Source organism: Magnetospirillum fulvum MGU-K5 (assembly GCF_000442515.1).
Lineage (GTDB): Bacteria > Pseudomonadota > Alphaproteobacteria > Rhodospirillales > Magnetospirillaceae > Phaeospirillum > Phaeospirillum fulvum_B.
Map to the genome: position 1 here is coordinate 17,925 of NZ_AQPH01000034.1, position 17,352 is coordinate 35,276.

Below are 17,352 nucleotides of genomic sequence, written 5' to 3' on the forward strand. Positions count from 1 at the left end.
AACCGGACATCATGTCAGACATCGCCGCCCTGCCCTTCCGCAAGATGCACGGCCTCGGGAACGATTTTGTCGTTCTTGACGGCCGGGCAGATCCTCGCGCCCTTGCCCTCGATCCGTCCCGGATTCGCGCCATCGCCGACCGCCGCGCCGGGATTGGCTGCGACCAATTGATCGTGGTTGCCCCCCCCACCGACCGCTCCGCCGATGTCCGGATGCTGATCTTCAACGCCGACGGGTCCGAGGTCGCCGCCTGCGGCAACGCCACCCGCTGCGTTGCCTGGCTGGCGATGGCCGAAAGCGACCAAAACAGCGTCGTGATCGAGACCCGCGCCGGTCTGCTTGACGCCGAATCCCGTGGCCCGTCCCAGGTCGCGGTCGATATGGGACCGGCCCGGCTCGACTGGCGCGAAATCCCGCTTGCCCAGGCAGAGAACACCCTTCACCTCGGCATCAGCGCTGGGCCGCTCTCCGATCCGGTCGCGGTCAGCATGGGTAACCCCCACGCCGTGTTCTTTGTCGAGGATGCCGAGGCGGTCGATCTGGCCCAGTTCGGTCCGGGGCTGGAACACCATCCGATTTTCCCCGAGCGGGCCAATATCGAGGTGGCGACGATTCTCCCCCCCAGCACGGACGCAAACGGCCGGATTCGGATGCGGGTGTGGGAACGCGGCGCCGGAATCACCCCCGCCTGCGGCACTGGCGCTTGCGCCACCCTGGTCGCGGCAGCGCGGCGCGGCCTGACCCCGCGTCGGGCTGAATTGATCCTGGATGGCGGCTCGCTCGAAATCGAGTGGCTGCCCGACGACCATGTTCTGATGACCGGCCCGGTAGCCAGCAGCTTCACCGGCCTTCTGGACGCCTCCCTGCTTTCATGAGCGCCAAGCCCCCCACCATTCTCACCTTCGGCTGTCGGCTGAACGCCTATGAATCCGAAGTGATGCGAGAGCACGCCCGCGCCATCGACAGCGGGGTCGAGACGATCATCATCAACACCTGCGCCGTCACCGCCGAGGCAGAGCGCCAGGCCCGGCAGGCGATCCGCAAGGCCCGGCGCGAGAACCCCGAGGCGCGGATCGTCGTGACCGGCTGCGCCGCCCAGGCTCACCCCGAGCTTTATGGCGAGATGGCCGAGATCGACCAGATTCTGGGCAATGCCGAGAAGCTAAAGCCGGAAATCTTCGCCGAGCCGCCATCCGAGCGGATCGTCGTCGGCGATATCATGAAGCTGCGCGAGGTCGCCTCGCATCTGGTATCGGGCTTCGAGGGACGGGCGCGGGCCTTTGTCGAGGTCCAGCAGGGCTGCGACCATCGCTGTACCTTCTGCATCATCCCGTTCGGACGCGGCCCCAACCGCTCGGTTCCGGTCGAGCGGGTGATCGCCCAGGCGCGCGAGTTGGTCGCTGCCGGAACCCCCGAACTGGTGCTGACCGGGGTTGATGTCACCGCCTATGGCGCCGATTTGCCCGGACGTCCGCCGCTGGGCACGCTGGTGCGGCAATTGCTGGCGGCAGTGCCCGATTTGCCCCGGCTGCGGCTGTCCTCGCTCGACCCGGTCGAGGTCGATGACGATCTGATCGAGGCATTCGCCCACGAACCCCGCCTGCTGCCCCATGCCCATCTGTCGGTCCAGGCGGGCGACGACACCGTTTTGAAGCGGATGGCGAGGCGGCACCGCCGCGCCGATATCATCGCCCTGGCGGCGCGGCTGCGCGCGGTTCGCCCCGACATCGTGCTGGGCGCCGACCTGATCGCGGGCTTCCCCGGCGAGGATGAGGCGATGGCGGCAGGCTCGCTGTCGCTGATCGACGAAATCGGGCTGACCCATCTCCATGTCTTCCCCTTCTCGCCCCGCCCCGGCACCCCGGCGGCAACGATGAAGCGGGTGGCCGGGCCGGTGGTCAAGGCCCGCGCCGCCGCCTTGCGTCAAAAGGGTGAGGCGGCGATGGACGCGCTGTTGCGCTCGCGGGTCGGGGCCGAAGCCACAATCGTGATCGAACGCGACGGCAAAGGACATTGCGAGTATTATCTGCCGGTTCGCGTGGGGGGGACGACCGCCGCACCGGGAGCCGTCCTGCGGACACGAATCATCGGAGTGGAAGGCGGCGTTCTCGACGCCGAGGAAGTGTGATGAGCAAGAGGATTACCGACATCCACCCGGCGGGGGGCCGGTGGAGTGGATTTGTGGCCGCCCTGCTGCTGTCGCTGCCGGGAGCCGCGCTGGCCCAGGAAGCCGCGACGACGGCCGCCGCGCCGGGTCGTCTGGCCCAGCTTTGGACCGATCTGGCCTCGCTGGCCGAGCCGGGCCGGATTGACCCGCTGTCGCTGGGTCTGGGCGTGGTTCTGGCGTTGCTGGCGATGGTGCTCCAGGTGGTTGCGACCCGGCGGATGCTGGGCCGGGCTCTGTCCGAGCTGACCCGCCTGGGCGACAGCACCGAACGCCTGTTGAAGGGCGTTTTGGCCGAACCCGACGGCATCCACGCCTGGATCGGCGATCGCGAGGTCCGCTCGCGCGGCCTGACCGCCCTGCTTGACCTGTCCGATGACGCCCTGCCCGGCTTTGCCGCCGTGCTGGCCCGGTTGACCCCGCAGGATTCGGCCCGTCTCGATCTGGCGGTGCGCCGGTTGCGTGGCGAAGGCCAACCGTTCGAGATGGATCTGGCCCTGCGCGACGGCGGACGTCGCATCCGGGTCGCCGGTCTCTGCCCCAGCCGCAGCGAAGCCCGCGTCCCGGTCGCTCTGCTGCTGCTGAACGATCTGACCCCGGACCTGACCGCCCACACCGCGCCGACCTCAACGGCGGCGGCGGCGGACGTGCTTCGTCCCGAACTTCTCGACGAATTGCTGGCGGCACCAACCCAGCCCGCCCCGGCTGAAGCCGATGGCTGGTTTGGCCGGATGAAGGCCGGTCTGGCCAAATCCTCCTCCCGCCTGACCCAGGGCCTGGGCGACCTGTTCACCAAGCGCAAGCTTGACGACGAGGCGCTGGAAGACCTCGAAGACCTGCTGATCACCGCCGATCTGGGCGTCAATACCGCCGCCAAGGTCACCGGCCTGCTGTCGAAGACCCGGTTGGGTCAAGACATCACCGCCGACGAGATCAAGACCATCCTGGCCGACGAGATCACCCGCATCCTTGAGCCGGTGGCCAAGCCGCTGGAGATCGACCCGGCGCGCAAGCCGCATGTCGTGCTGGTGGTCGGCGTCAATGGCGCGGGCAAGACCACCACGATTGGCAAGCTGGCGATGCAGCACAAGCAAGCGGGCCGTACCGTGACGCTGGCTGCCGGAGATACCTTCCGCGCCGCCGCCGTCGAGCAATTGAAGGTGTGGGGCGAGCGGACCGGCTGCCCGGTGATCGCCCGCGATACCGGGGCCGATCCCGCCGCCCTGGCCTTCGACGCGGTGACCCAGTCGCGCCAGCAGGGCGATGACCTGCTGTTCATCGACACCGCCGGACGCCTTCAGAACAAGACCGACCTGATGGCCGAATTGGGCAAGGTGGTCCGCTCGATCAAGAAAGTCGACGAGACCGCGCCGCATTCGGTGCTGCTGGTACTGGATTCGACCGTCGGCCAGAACGCCCATTCCCAGGTCGAGACCTTTGGCGAGATGGTCAACGTCACCGGACTGGTTTTGACCAAGCTGGACGGCACCGCCCGCGGCGGCGTCCTGGTCGCCCTGGCCGAGAAATTCGGTCTGCCGGTCCACGCCATCGGCGTCGGCGAACAGGCCGCCGATCTGCGGCCGTTCGAGGCCCGCGCCTTTGCCAACTCGCTGGTCGGACTGGACTGAGCCGACCAGCGGCCGCCGGTTTGATCCTGCGGCCGCGACTTTCGGACCGCCCCGACGCTTGACGGGGCGGTCCGGCTTGTCTACTGACTGTTTCCCAAACCCGATGTCCCTGTCCTCGACCGGAGAGCGCCGATGGCCGCCTATCAGTACGTCTATGTAATGAAGAACCTGACCAAGGCCTATCCGGGCGGCAAGGAGATCATGAAGGGGCTTTACCTGAGCTTCCTGCCCGGCGCCAAGATCGGCGTGCTGGGTGCGAACGGCGCGGGTAAATCGACCCTGCTGAAGATCATGGCCGGGATCGACAAGGATTATGGCGGCGAAGCCTGGGCCGCCGAAGGGGTCAAGATCGGCTATCTGCCCCAGGAGCCGCAGCTCGATCCGACCAAGGACGTGATGGGCAACGTGATGGAAGCCGTCGCGGAAACCAAGGCGCTGCTCGATCGCTTCGACGAGGTGTCGGCCCGCTTCGCCGAGGAACTGACCGACGACGAGATGAACGCCCTGATCGCCGAACAGGGCGAGCTTCAGGAAAAGATCGACCATCTCAACGCCTGGGACCTTCAGCGCACGATCGAGATCGCGATGGACGCGCTGCGCTGCCCGCCGGGCGATGCCGATGTCACCACCCTGTCGGGCGGTGAGCGCCGCCGCGTCGCGCTGTGCCGCCTGCTGATGTCGCATCCCGACATGCTGCTGCTCGACGAACCGACCAACCATTTGGACGCCGAATCGGTGGCGTGGTTGGAACGTTACCTTGAGGATTATTCCGGAACCGTGGTGATCGTCACCCACGATCGTTACTTCCTCGACAACGTCACCGGCTGGATTCTCGAACTCGAACGCGGCCACGGCATTCCCTACGAGGGCAATTACACCGGCTGGCTCGAGCAGAAGGAAAAGCGGCTCCAGCAGGAAGAGCGCGAGGAAAGCGCCCGCCAGCGCTCGATCCGCGACGAATTGGAATGGGTCCGCGCCAGCCCGAAGGCCCGCCAGACCAAGAGCAAGGCCCGTATCACCGCCTTCGAGGATCTCGTCGCCAAGTCGCAGGAAAAGGCCACCGGCGCGGCGCAGATCTCGATTCCCCCTGGCCCGCGTCTGGGCGGCAAGGTGATCGAGGTCGAGGGCGTCTCGAAGGGCTTCGGCGACCGGCTGCTCTATGAAAACCTGTCGTTCCGTCTGCCGCCGGGCGGCATCGTCGGCGTCATCGGCCCCAACGGTGCCGGTAAGACCACCCTGTTTCGGATGATCACCGGCCAGGAAAAGCCCGATGTCGGCACCTTCACCGTCGGCGATACCGTGGTGCTGGGCTATGTCGATCAGAGCCGCGATTCGCTTGATCCAGAAAAGACGGTGTTCGAGGAAATTTCGGACGGTCAGGAAGAAATCGACGTCGGGCGGCGCAAGATCAACGCCCGCGCCTATGCCGGTCTGTTCAATTTCAGAGGCCCCGACCAGCAGAAAAAGGTCGGCGTTCTGTCGGGCGGTGAGCGCAACCGCGTTCACCTTGCCAAGATGCTGTCGCGTCCGGCCAACGTCATCCTGCTCGACGAACCGACCAACGATCTCGACGTTGAAACCTTGTCGGCTCTCGAAGACGCCTTGGCCGAATTCCCCGGCTGCGCGGTGGTGATCAGCCACGATCGCTGGTTCCTCGACCGTATCGCCACCCACATCCTGGCCTTTGAAGGCGATTCACAGGTCGTCTTCTTCGAAGGCAATTACCAGGATTACGAGGCCGACCGCCATCGCCGTCTCGGCACCGAGGCGGATCAGCCGCACCGGCTGAAGTACAAGCCGCTGACCCGCTAGCCCCCCGACGAGAGGAAGACGGACCGCGATGAACGCCGTCTTCCTCGTTCTCGTCGTTGCCTCGTTCGCCGCCGCCGCCTGGGCCGAGATAACCGGACCGGGCGGGGCGATGGAGGCGCTGTCGGCCGCGATCGTCGATCAGGCGGCGGCCTCGGTCCCGCTCGCTTTCGGGCTGATCGGGATCATGGCGTTGTTTCTCGGCCTGATGAAGGTGGCCGAGGCGGCGGGCCTGCTCGAGGCGGTCGCCCGCCTGCTCCGTCCCCTGTTGACCCGCCTGTTCCCGGAAATTCCCGCCGATCATCCGGCGATGGGGGCGATGGTGATGAACATCGCCGCCAATCTGCTCGGGCTTGGCAATGCCGCGACGCCGTTCGGAATCCGGGCGATGGAGCATTTGGAGCGGCTCAATCCCCATCCCGGCACCGCCAGCAACGCCCAGGTGCTGTTCCTCGCCATCAACACTGCCGGGCTTACCCTGCTGCCAACCAAAGTAATCGCTCTGCGCGCTTCGACCGGCGCGACCGATCCGGCGGCGGTGGTCGGGCCGACTCTGGCCGCGACCCTGGTCGCTGTTGTCGTCGCCGTGCTGGCCGCACGCGGGCTGCAACGCCTCTCACCGTCCCCGATTCCGCTGCCGCCGTTGCCCCGACGCGCGGCCGACCAAACCCGGCCATGGCCGACCATGATTGCCGTCGCATTCCTGTTGGCGCTGGTGCCGCTGCTGCTGAGTCACGGCAAGGTGATCGGGCCGTGGCTGCTGCCCGGACTCGTCGCCGGAATCCTGCTTTATGGCGCCGTGAAGCGGGTCGCGATCTATGAAACCTTCGTTGCCGGAGCCCGCGCCGGATTCGGCGTCGCGGTCAAGATCATCCCCTATCTGGTGGCGATCCTGATGGCGGTCGGAATGATCCGCGCCTCGGGCGTGCTGGCCGCGATTCTGGAGCCGCTGGGCCGCCTCACCGCACCGCTCGGCCTGCCCGCCGAGGCGTTGACGATGGCAGCGATGCGGACTTTGTCGGGATCGGGTTCCTATGGCCTGCTTGCCGCCCAGATGAAAGACCCGGCGATCGGTCCCGATGGATATCTGGGGATTTTGCTTGGCACCTTGTATGGCTCGACCGAAACCACATTTTATGTGTTGGCGGTCTATTTCGGTGCCGTCGGCATCCGGCGGATTCGCCATGCTTTGATCGTCGGTCTTCTGGCGGATTTTTCCGCATTGGTTGCCGCCGTTCTCGTCTGCAAATGGATCTCCACGCCCGTGACGCAATAAATATCCAACGATTTTCAATCAAGGACCTCGACACCTATCTCCAGATATACCGTCTGCGCCTCTTGCTTCGATTTTCTGTTCTTTCTCGGGTCACAACGGGATAAACATCGCGACCATAAAAGTGCCGTTATTAACCAGCCAGGGGAGCCGAAATGTCTCTAACTATCCGGGGAAAACTGATTATTCTCGGCATGGTAATGAGTTTCGCCCTGGCCGGAATCGCTGGGGGCTGGTGGATCGCCTTCAATACCCTCAAGGTCAACGGACCGATCTATGACCGTGTCGTACTGGCCAAGGATCTGGTGGCCGATATCCTGCCGCCGCCGGAATACATCATCGAATCCTATCTGACCACCGCCACCGCGCTGGACGCCCCTGTCGCCGATCTCCCCCGGATACGGGAAAGCTTCCGCCTTCTCCATCGCGATTACGACGACCGCCACGCCGTGTGGGCAGCCGCTGGTCTGGAGGGCAAGATCGCCGACGATCTGCTGAAACGCTCCTATCTTCCGGCGCAACGTTTCTTTGCCGAAGCGGAAAGCCGCTTCTTCCCGGCGCTGGAGCGGGGCGACCGCGAGTCCGCCCTGGCGACCTTTCGCGATCTGACCACGCAGTACCGCGAGCATCGCGCCGCGATCGACGATGTCGTCACCGCCGCCAACGCGATGAGCAAGGCGACCGAGACCGAAGCCGCCGCCACTGAATCCTCGGTCAAGCTGGCGGTGATCGCCGCCACCGCGACCTTGTCGGCGCTGGCCCTGGCGATCCTTGCCCTGGTCGGGCGGTCGATCAGTGGTCAGATCGCCGCGACGATCGAAACGATGAACCGGCTCTCGAACGGCGACACAGCAACCAAGGTGCCCGGCCTCGATCGCACCGACGAGATGGGAGCGATCGCCCGCGCCCTTGAGGTCTTCAAGACCAATCTGATCGCCAATGCCCGGATGGAGGCCGAAGCCAAGGAAACCACCCGCCTCCAGAGCGCGCGGCGCACCGAGGAGATGCATGCGATGGCCGCCGCGTTCGAGGCCACCGTCAATGCCAAGGTCACGGAGGTGAGCCAAGCGTCCGACAGCATCTTCGCCATCGCTGAGAAGATGGTCAACCGCTCGGAACATAGCGGCGGTGCCTCGCTGGCGGTGGGCGAAGCGGCCAAGGTCACCAATGAACGCGCCGCCCTTGCCGCTGAGGCGACCCGTCAGCTCGCCCTTGCCGTCAACGAGATCGCGGTTCAGGTCGCGCATTCGAATGAAATCTCGGCCCAGGCGGTCGTCAGCGTCGATTCCACCGCGCAACGGATGACCGGGCTGGCCCAATCGGTCCAGTCGATTGGCGAGGTGGTCAAGCTGATCAGCGATATCGCCGCCCAAACCAATCTGCTCGCCCTGAACGCCACGATCGAGGCGGCCCGCGCTGGTGAGGCGGGCAAGGGCTTTGCTGTCGTCGCGGGCGAGGTCAAGCATCTCGCCAACCAGACCGCCAAAGCGACCGAAGACATTTCGCGTCAGGTCGCGGAAATCCAGGCGTCGACTGTCGACATGGGCCACAGTATCGAAGGGGTGGTGGGCATCATCCGCACCCTGGACGAAGTATCGGCGGCGATCGCCAGCGCGGTTCAGCAACAGGAAGCCTCGACCCGCGAAATCTCGGGCAATATCGACGAGGTCGCCCGTCAGGCGTCAACCGTGTCCAAAAGTGTCGGCACGCTGTCGAAATCCTCGGCGATGTCGTGTGCCGGAACCGTCCGGGTGATCTGGAGCGCCGACAGTCTGACCGAAGCGGTCCATCACCTGACCAGCGAGGCCGAAACCTTCCTCGCCAGCGTCCGCGCCTGAGCGGACTTGCGAACGTGGCCGTAGCGATGTGGGGCATCGCCCCACGCCCCGACCGGGGCTATCCGCCCCGGACCCCTATTCTCTTTTATATCAATTATTTAAAAACATGGAGGGGTCGGGAGGCCATAGCCTCCCGATAGGGGGATCGGGGGCATAAAGCCCCCGAAAGACGTCAGCCCCCTGTTAAGGCTTCACGCCTTAGCCCTGCACCTTCTTGGCCAGCAATTCGTTGACCAGGGCCGGGTTGGCCTTGCCCTGGGTCGCCTTCATCACCTGACCGACGAACCAGCCCAGCAATGTGGTCTTGCCGTCCCGGACCTGCTGAACCTTGTCCGGATTGGCGGCCAGCACGGCATCGATGGCGGCTTCGATCGCGCCGGTATCGGTGACCTGCTTCAGCCCACGCTCTTCGACCAGCACCGCCGGAGCCTTGCCGGTTTCGACCATCAGGGCGAAAACGTCCTTGGCCAGACGGCCCGACAGGGTACCGTCGGTGATCAGGTCGATCATCGCCCCCAGATTGGCGGCAGTGACCGGCGGTTCCTCGATCGTCTTGCCGCTGGCGTTGAGAGCGGCGAAGAAGTCGCCCATCACCCAGTTACAGGCGAGCTTGGGATCGCGGCCCTTGGCGACCGTCTCGAAGAACTCGGCCGAGGTCTTTTCCGCGACCAGCACCCCGGCGTCATAGGCGTTGAGGCCGTATTCGGCCATGAAGCGGGCCTTTTTCTCGTCAGGCAGTTCGGGCAGCCCCGCCTTGATCCCATCGACGAACGCCTGCTCGATCACCAACGGCAGCAGGTCGGGATCGGGGAAATAGCGGTAATCGTGGGCATGTTCCTTCGACCGCATCGAGCGGGTTTCGCCCCGGCCGGAATCGAACAAGCGGGTTTCCTGACGAATCTCGCCGCCGGATTCATAGACCTCGACGTGACGGCGCGCCTCATACTCGATCGCCTGCTGGACGAAGCGGATCGAGTTGACGTTCTTGATCTCGCAGCGGGTGCGCAATTCGGTCGAACCGACCGGACGGACGCTGACATTGGCGTCGCAACGCATGCTGCCTTCCTGCATGTTGCCGTCGCAGGTGCCGAGATAGCGCAGGATCGAGCGCAGCTTGGTCAGATACAGACCCGCCTCTTCCGGCGAGCGCAGATCGGGCTTCGACACGATCTCCATCAGCGCGACGCCCGAACGGTTGAGGTCGATGAACGACTTGGTCGGGTGCATGTCGTGGATCGACTTGCCCGCGTCCTGCTCCAGATGCAGTCGTTCGATCCCAACGGTGCGGGTCGAGCCGTCAGCCAGATCGAGGATCAGCTCGCCCTCGCCAACAATCGGCTTGTCATACTGGCTGATCTGATAGCCCTGGGGCAGATCGGCGTAGAAGTAGTTCTTGCGGGCGAACACGCTGGTCAGGTTGATCTTCGCCTTCAGCCCCAGCCCGGTGCGGACCGCCTGCTCGACGCAGACTTCGTTGATCACCGGCAACATGCCGGGGAAGCCGGCATCGACGAAGCTGACCTGCGAATTCGGTTCGGCACCAAAAGTGGTGGCGGCACCGGAAAACAGTTTGGCGTTCGAAATCACCTGGGCATGGACTTCAAGCCCGATGACGATCTCCCACGCGCCGGTTTCACCTTCAATCAGGTAAGCCATCACACGCCCTCCGGCGACAGGTCGAATCCGGCGGCGGATTCCATCACGCCAGCGACCTTGAACACGGTTTCCTCGTCGAACGGACGACCGATCAGTTGCAGCCCCAGCGGCAGCCCGTCGGACGACAGACCCGCGGGAAGCGACAGGCCCGGCAGCCCTGCCAGCGAGGTCGGGATGGTGAACACGTCGTTCAGCCACATCGTCACCGGATCGTCGGTATTTTCGTTAAGACCAAAGGCCGGGCTGGGCGCGGTCGGGGTCAGGATCACATCGACGGTCTCGAACGCCTTGCGGAAATCCTCAGCGATCAGCCGACGGACCTTCTGCGCCTTGGCGTAATAGGCATCGTAATACCCGGCCGAGAGCACATAGGTTCCGATCAGGATGCGGCGGCGCACCTCGGGACCGAAGCCGGCAGCACGGGACTTCGCATACATCTCGTCCAGGCTCTTGCCCGGCACGCGCTGGCCGAAGCGCAGTCCGTCATAACGGGCCAGATTCGACGACGCCTCCGCCGGGGCGACGATGTAATAGGTCGGCAGAGCGTATTTGGTGTGGGGCAGGTTGATCTCGACCGGCTCGGCCCCGGCGTCCTTCAGCCAGGCGATGCCCTTTTCCCACACATCGGAGATTTCGGCGGACAGACCGTCGGGACGGTATTCGCGCGGAATGCCGACCTTCAGCCCACGAATGTCGCCGGTCAGCGCCGCTTCGAAATCCGGCACCTTCAGATTGACCGAGGTGGAATCCTTGGGATCGAACCCGGCCATCGCGCCCAGCATGATCGCGCAATCACGAACGGTGCGGGCCATCGGCCCGGCCTGATCGAGCGAGCTGGCGAAGGCGACGATGCCGTAACGGGAACAGCGGCCATAGGTCGGCTTGATCCCGGTGATGCCGCAGAACGCGGCGGGCTGGCGGATCGACCCGCCGGTATCGGTGCCGGTCGCGCCCAGCACCATCCGCGCCGCGACGGCGGCGGCGGAGCCACCCGACGAACCGCCGGGGACCAGCTTGGCGGCGGGATCGGAACGACGGGTCCATGGATTGATCGCCGGACCGAACGCGCTGGTCTTGTTCGACGAGCCCATCGCGAATTCGTCGAGATTGAGCTTGCCGAGCGAAATCGCCCCGGCCTTCTTCAGATTACCGGAAACGGTCGATTCATAGGGCGGCACGAAGCCGTCGAGAATCTTGCTGGCGGCGGTGGTGCGAACACCCTCGGTGCAGAACAGATCCTTGACGCCGATCGGCAGTCCGTCCATCGCCCCGGCGGTGCCCTGGCGGCGGCGGGCGTCAGACGCCTCGGCCTCGGCCAGCGCCCGCTCGGGCGTTTCGGTGATGAAGGCGTTCAGGTGACGCTTGGCTTCGACCTGAGCGATATGGGCACGGGTCAACTCGACGGCGCTGGTCTCGCCCTTGACCAGACGGTCGCGTGCCTCGGCCAGGGTCAGATGGGTAAGCTCGCTCATTCCACCACCTTCGGAACGGTGAAAAAGCCCTCGGCGGCTTCGGGGGCATTGGCCAGAATCTGTTCGGCGATGTCGCCATCGGTGACCAGATCGGCGCGCATCGGCAAACCGAGATCGGCAACCGAGCTCATCGGCTCGATTCCGTCGGTATTCACTTCCGACAATTGCTCGACGAAATTCAAGATATTGGAAAGCTCACCGGCGAGAGGAGCAAGCTCCTCCTCGCCAAGCTCGATACGAGCCAGGGTGGCGATGGCACGGACGGCGGATATGTCCAGGGACATGGGCCTTGACGACTCCGGAATGGCGGGCGGAGCCGGGACGTTAGCACCCGCTCCCGGCGGGCGCAACCGGGCAGCCAGCCAAAAGTGTCAGGAACGACCCGATCCGGCCACGCGGAGCGGCACCAAAGGCGCGGCGAAAGGCCAGATCGTCGCGGGGCGACAGATTTTCCAGCGGATCGAACCAGGCATGGAAGATCAGGGCAAATTCGCGCTCGCCGAACGTAATCGGCTCGGCGGCGGCATCGTGCTCGATCGTGTAGAACGCGTTCGAAGCAACGCTGACCGTATTCTGGCGGTGGTGCATCAGCTTGATGAACCAGTCCTTGCGGACATCGAACCGTTTGAACAAATCGGCGATGCGTAACAGAACCTGCCACTCGACCAGCCGCACCTCGGGATCGTTGAAAAACGCCTCCCAACTGAACGAGGTGCCCAACTCGTCACGCAGCATCGCCAGAATGTCGCGACAGCGGTCGGCGTTGGCCTGGGCTTCCTCCCCCAGCACCATGTGCAGAAACGAGAACAGGTTGCCGATCAGCGCCCGGTCCAGTTCACCCGCCTCGAACAAGGGATCAAGCGGATGGATCACCAGACGGCCAAAAGCGTTGGTGCGACGCTGATTAAGGTCGTCGTCAGCAACGATCTGGGCGATCTCGGCATAAGAGCGGCGATAGAAATCGTCAAACGCCGCCGAGTCCTTGAGTCCGCTGACGATCTCCACCAACAATCCAGGCGACAACGGATGTCCGGCGGACGCCTGTTCCGCCGCGACGACCAAGGCGTCGAGAACGTCGTTGGTGACTTTGCGCAGATAGGCCGGGCCTTGCTCCCCCATTGGGGTTTTCTCCTCGCCAGACGGATGCAGTATAAAGTCCCGCTCGATCGATTTCCACCCGCCAAGCTTTCCACGAAGGACAGCCGGAGGAACAGTAATGAAACGGATTATCCTCTTCGTCCTGGGTCTGGCCGCTCTGTTCGGGCCGATGCCAGACGCCCGGGCGGAGTCGTGCGGCCCGGTCCGGGGCAGCACCGGACAATTCGATTATTATCTGCTCAGCCTGTCCTGGTCACCCGCCTTCTGCGCCACTCCGGCCGGAGCGAAGGCTGTTGACCAATGCGGTGCCACGGCCCCCGCCCGTGGCTTCGTTGTCCACGGATTGTGGCCGCAATATCTTCCGGGCTCGGGGACGGCGGGGCAAAGCGGGGCGCTGTGGCCGCAATGTTGCGGCGGAGCCGAACCCTTCCGCCCTGACGCGGTGCCACCGCAACTGGACGGGCTGATGATCGGCACCGATTTGCGCCGTCACGAATGGGCCAAGCACGGGGTTTGCGCCACGCCCCGGACGCGGGATTATTTTGCCGCGATCCTTCAGGCAGTCCAGAAAGTCGGCACCGCCGCCGATCTGCGCCCGACCACAGCGGAGAAAATTCGGGTCAGCGATCTGAAGCGGTACTTCCCGGTACCGCCTCAGGCGATCTTTCCCACCTGCAAGGGTAAAACCTTAAGCGAGGTGCGGGTCTGCCTCGACCGCTCCTTGTCGCCGATCCCGTGCCCGGATTCGGCCAGTCGTTCGGACAATTGCCCGGGCACGGTCATTCTGCCGGTCGGGTCGGCGGCGCAACCCTGACGCCCCAAGGAAGCAGTAGCGCGGCGCCCCTGCGGCGGAGTAAACGCTTCCAGCACCGCACGACGTCGCAGAAGTCAGGACCCCCCATCCGATGATGTCCCCGCCCCCGCCAGCCGACACGGCGTCCCTTCCCATCGGCATTTTCGATTCCGGTGTCGGCGGGCTGACCGTCGCGGCGGCGATCCGCCAGCGGATGCCGGGCGAACGGCTGCTGTATATCGGCGACCTTGCCCGCCAGCCCTATGGCACCAAATCGCCGCAGACGGTGGTGCGCTATGCCCTGAAGGCAGCCGATTTCCTGGTCCGGCGCGGGATCAAGGCGCTGGTCGTCGCCTGCAACACCGCCTCGGCGGTGGCGCTGGAACCGATCGCGGCGCGCTTTCCCGGTTTGCCGGTGATCGGCGTCGTCGAAGCCGGAGCCGCCGGGGCCGCCCTGGCCTCGACCCATGGCCGGATCGTCGTTGCCGCCACCGAGGGCACCTGCCGCTCCGGTGCCTATGAACGGGCCATTGCCCGGCGGCGCCAGGGCGCGCATGTCATCTGCACCCCCTGCCCGCTGTTCGTCGCCCTGGCCGAAGAAGGTCTGACCGACGGCCCGATTGTCGACTCGGTTGCCCGTCATTATCTCGGCCCCCTGCTCGACCCTGCCGCCCAGACCGATTGTCTGGTGCTGGGGTGCACCCATTTCCCTTTGCTCGCCCCGGCTTTGGGGCGGCTGGCCGGGCCGAATGTGCGGCTGGTCGATTGTGCCGAGGCAACCGCCGGATTGCTGGAAGAGGCGCTGTCGTCCGGGCTGGCCGCACCGTTGGGATCATCGGGTGGGTTGACCCTGATCGCCACCGACGCTCCCGACCGCTTTGCCCGGATTGCCTCCGTCCTGTTTCCGGCGATGGGAGGAATTCCGCCGGTTGAACTGGCCGATCTGTTCTGACGAAATACGGTTCAGAACAGGGGTAAAATCGACGAACGCCTTGAGCGTTCTCACCGCGAATGCTACCAATATCCAACCGATCGGGACCACCATCGCCCCGGTTCAGCGCAGCCTTCGAGCGAGAATCGTCATGCTTGCGAAATATTACCGAGCATTCAAAGAGGATCTCGACCAGCGCGGCATCATCTTTTCGTTCTCGGGCTATCTGTCCGAAGGAATATTATATTCGCTGGGCGAAGCTCTGCGTCAAAAAATGACGCTGGAAGAAACCGATATCGGGACAGTCAAAAAAGTCTTTTCGGTCTTCATCGAGCAATCCCAGAACATCATCCGCTATTCCGCCGAGAAACTGGCCAGCGATAGCGGGGGACCGATCGAGCTCTCCTCGGGGATGGTGACGATCGGCAGCGAGAACAACCGCTTTTTCATCGTCTGCGGCAATGTTGTCCTCGCCAATGACGAACCCCGGCTGCGCGAACGGTTGGAGCGATTGCAGGGGATGGATAAGGATCAGATCAAGGCCTACTACAAAGAACAATTGCGCGAGGCCCCCGAGGAGGCCAGCCGTGGTGCCACCATCGGACTGATCGAGATTGCCCGCCGCGCTTCCGACCCAATCGAGTTCGATTTCGAACGCATCGACCCGGACTCGTTCTTTTTTTGCATGAAGGTATCGATCTGAGATGGTTTCAGAGTCCCTCAAGATCGCCGGGACCGAGCGTTCCCCCGAAATCGAATTCGATTTCGAGCGTGGGTTTCTTCGCTTTCGCGGCGAATCTTATCCCGAGGATGCTTCGGCGGTGTTTGGGCCGGTGTTCGTCGCGCTCGACCGCTTCCTCGCCGAAGCCGGTGGACGCGAAATTCAGGCCGAATTCGATCTGGCATACTTCAACAGTTCCAGCGCCAAGGCGCTGATGAACATCTTCCTGCGCCTGGACAGCGCCGCCGCCGCCGGAACGCCGGTTTCAGTCCGCTGGCTGCACGCTCCCGACGACGACACCATGCGCGAATTCGGCGAGGATTTCGGTGAAGATCTCGACCATGTCGTCTTCACCCTGGTTGCCGCCGATCCGGCGGGCTGACCGATGTCGTTCGATCTGTTCGACACGGAGAAAAAGGTTCTCGAACAGTCGAAAATCCTGCGCGAACGCCTCAATGACGCCCCGGAAGAGGTGCGTCAGGGAATCGATGTCTTGATCGAGGCGTTCGGTCGCAGCATCCGTGAACAAAGTCGGCTGGTGAAGGTCAGCGACCGTCTTCAGGCCCAGCTTTCCACTTTGAACCACGAACTGACCCGCCGCCGCGCCGAAGCGGAACAGGCGCTGTCCGACCTTCAGACCGCTCAGGAATCGCTGGTCCAGGCGGAAAAACTGGCCTCGCTCGGTGCCCTGGTCGGCGGCGTCGCCCACGAGATCAACACTCCCGTCGGCATCGCGCTTAGCTGTGCCTCGCATCTGGCTGATGCCACCGCCCAGATGCGCCACCTGTACGAAGCCGATGATATCGATGCCGACGAATTCGACCGTTATATGGAAACGGCAACCGACAGTTCCGGCCTGATCTTGTCGAACTGCCGCCGCGCCGCGGCGCTGATCGGCAGCTTCAAACAGGTAGCGGTTGACCGCACCTCGGCCGAGCGGCGGCGCTTCGAATTGGGGGCGACCTTAAACGAGACGATGGCCAGCCTGGGGCCGAACCTGCGTCAGGCCGGGCACGAGGTGACGATCGATTGCCCCCCCGGGCTGATGATGGACAGCCATCCCGGCGCCTTGTCCCAGGTGCTGGGTAATCTGGTGATGAACAGTCTGATTCACGGCTTCGATCCGGGTCAATCGGGACGGATCAGCTTGACCGTCGATCAACCCCAACCCGATCAGGTCCGGATCGTCTATGCCGATTCCGGCAAAGGCATCCCGGAACAGAACCGAGGCCGCATCTTCGACCCGTTCTTTACCACCCGGCGCGGCAGCGGCGGCAGCGGGCTTGGCCTGCATATCGTCTATAATCTGGTGACCGGACCGCTGGCCGGAACCATCGTGCTCGATTCCTCGCTGCCCGGGACCGCTTTTGTTCTGTCCATCCCGGCCTCCGTCCCTTGAGTCGGGCCGAGCCTCTTCCGGAGTTGCTTGTGCGATGACGCAACCGCCCCCTCCCGACAGCGACGACAATGGCAAGGGCAAGCGTCTGCAACTGCGTCGCTCGTCCGCTGCGTCTGCGGATTCGGAAAGCACTCTGCCGCCATGGCCGGTGCTGGTGGTTGATGACGACGTAGACATCCACACGATGACCCGGGTGCTGCTGCGCGATTTCACGTTCCGCGACCGCGCGTTCCAGGTCATCAGCGCCTATTCCGCTGCCGAGGCGCGCGAGATTCTGCTGCACCAGCCCGATATCCCGGTGATGCTGCTCGATGTGGTGATGGAGACCCCGAATGCCGGTCTCGACCTGGTTCGCCACGTCCGCGAGACCTTGCACAACCAGCGGATCGCGATCGTCTTGCGCACCGGCCAGCCGGGCGAGGCCCCCGAACGCGACGTGATGCTGGCCTATGACATCAACGATTACCGCAACAAAACCGACCTGACCGCACAACGTCTGTTCACCGCCCTGGTCGGCGGGCTGCGCTCATGGATCAACCTGTCGGCGATCGAGTCCTTGAACCATGCGCT

Annotated in this window: 16 protein-coding genes; 12 read left to right on the plus strand and 4 right to left on the minus strand. The window is 64.3% G+C overall.

Annotated elements, in window-relative coordinates; translation table 11 throughout:
* Positions 1-11: 11 nt before the first annotated feature.
* From dapF to K678_RS09950, 6 genes are all read left to right on the plus strand, one after another.
* Entirely contained in the window at positions 12-875 is an 864-nt protein-coding gene (gene dapF, locus K678_RS09925) for a diaminopimelate epimerase (RefSeq protein ID WP_021132323.1), read from the plus strand.
* Entirely contained in the window at positions 872-2,128 is a 1,257-nt protein-coding gene (mtaB, locus tag K678_RS09930; RefSeq protein ID WP_021132324.1) for a tRNA (N(6)-L-threonylcarbamoyladenosine(37)-C(2))-methylthiotransferase MtaB, read from the plus strand. Before dapF ends, mtaB begins: the two co-directional genes overlap by 4 nt.
* Positions 2,128-3,792 (plus strand): signal recognition particle-docking protein FtsY, encoded by a 1,665-nt coding sequence (ftsY, locus tag K678_RS19955; protein ID WP_021132325.1) that lies wholly within the window; start codon positions 2,128-2,130, stop codon positions 3,790-3,792. Before mtaB ends, ftsY begins: the two co-directional genes overlap by 1 nt.
* Positions 3,793-3,924: 132 nt before the next feature.
* Complete coding sequence (gene ettA / locus K678_RS09940; RefSeq protein ID WP_021132326.1) at positions 3,925-5,604, plus strand: energy-dependent translational throttle protein EttA; 1,680 nt, start codon at positions 3,925-3,927, stop codon at positions 5,602-5,604.
* Positions 5,605-5,632: 28 nt separating this feature from the next.
* Positions 5,633-6,877, plus strand: a complete 1,245-nt coding sequence (locus tag K678_RS09945; protein WP_021132327.1) for a nucleoside recognition domain-containing protein — start codon at positions 5,633-5,635, stop codon at positions 6,875-6,877.
* A gap of 152 nt (positions 6,878-7,029) precedes the next feature.
* On the plus strand, positions 7,030-8,712 hold the full coding sequence (locus K678_RS09950; RefSeq protein ID WP_039852705.1) for a methyl-accepting chemotaxis protein: 1,683 nt from the start codon (positions 7,030-7,032) through the stop codon (positions 8,710-8,712).
* Positions 8,713-8,910: 198 nt separating this feature from the next.
* On the opposite strand, the gene gatB is transcribed toward K678_RS09950, so the two are convergent.
* The 4 genes from gatB to K678_RS09970 are packed head-to-tail and all read right to left on the minus strand — an operon-like array spanning position 8,911 to position 12,959.
* Complete coding sequence (gene gatB, locus K678_RS09955; RefSeq protein ID WP_021132329.1) at positions 8,911-10,368, minus strand: Asp-tRNA(Asn)/Glu-tRNA(Gln) amidotransferase subunit GatB; 1,458 nt, start codon at positions 10,366-10,368, stop codon at positions 8,911-8,913.
* Entirely contained in the window at positions 10,368-11,840 is a 1,473-nt protein-coding gene (gene gatA / locus K678_RS09960; RefSeq protein WP_021132330.1) for an Asp-tRNA(Asn)/Glu-tRNA(Gln) amidotransferase subunit GatA, read from the minus strand. The genes gatB and gatA overlap by 1 nt, the downstream gene beginning before the upstream one ends.
* Positions 11,837-12,124: an Asp-tRNA(Asn)/Glu-tRNA(Gln) amidotransferase subunit GatC gene (gene gatC / locus K678_RS09965; RefSeq protein ID WP_021132331.1), complete on the minus strand. Its 288-nt coding sequence runs from the start codon at positions 12,122-12,124 to the stop codon at positions 11,837-11,839. Before gatC ends, gatA begins: the two co-directional genes overlap by 4 nt.
* Positions 12,125-12,164: 40 nt before the next feature.
* Complete coding sequence (locus K678_RS09970; RefSeq protein WP_021132332.1) at positions 12,165-12,959, minus strand: hypothetical protein; 795 nt, start codon at positions 12,957-12,959, stop codon at positions 12,165-12,167.
* Between the two features lie 97 nt (positions 12,960-13,056).
* Between K678_RS09970 and K678_RS09975 the strand changes: the two genes are divergently transcribed.
* The 6 genes from K678_RS09975 to K678_RS10000 all read left to right on the plus strand — a co-directional run.
* On the plus strand, positions 13,057-13,752 hold the full coding sequence (locus tag K678_RS09975) for a ribonuclease T2 family protein (protein WP_021132333.1): 696 nt from the start codon (positions 13,057-13,059) through the stop codon (positions 13,750-13,752).
* Positions 13,753-13,843: 91 nt separating this feature from the next.
* Positions 13,844-14,683: a glutamate racemase gene (murI, locus tag K678_RS09980; protein ID WP_021132334.1), complete on the plus strand. Its 840-nt coding sequence runs from the start codon at positions 13,844-13,846 to the stop codon at positions 14,681-14,683.
* A 40-nt stretch (positions 14,684-14,723) separates the two neighbouring features.
* Positions 14,724-15,365, plus strand: a complete 642-nt coding sequence (locus tag K678_RS09985) for a SiaB family protein kinase (protein WP_231376244.1) — start codon at positions 14,724-14,726, stop codon at positions 15,363-15,365.
* Between the two features lies 1 nt (position 15,366).
* Positions 15,367-15,765 (plus strand): DUF1987 domain-containing protein, encoded by a 399-nt coding sequence (locus K678_RS09990; protein ID WP_021132336.1) that lies wholly within the window; start codon positions 15,367-15,369, stop codon positions 15,763-15,765.
* A gap of 3 nt (positions 15,766-15,768) precedes the next feature.
* Positions 15,769-16,782, plus strand: a complete 1,014-nt coding sequence (locus K678_RS09995) for a sensor histidine kinase (RefSeq protein ID WP_021132337.1) — start codon at positions 15,769-15,771, stop codon at positions 16,780-16,782.
* Between the two features lie 34 nt (positions 16,783-16,816).
* The coding region (locus K678_RS10000; protein ID WP_021132338.1) for a response regulator at positions 16,817-17,352 on the plus strand (536 nt) is incomplete at its 3' end.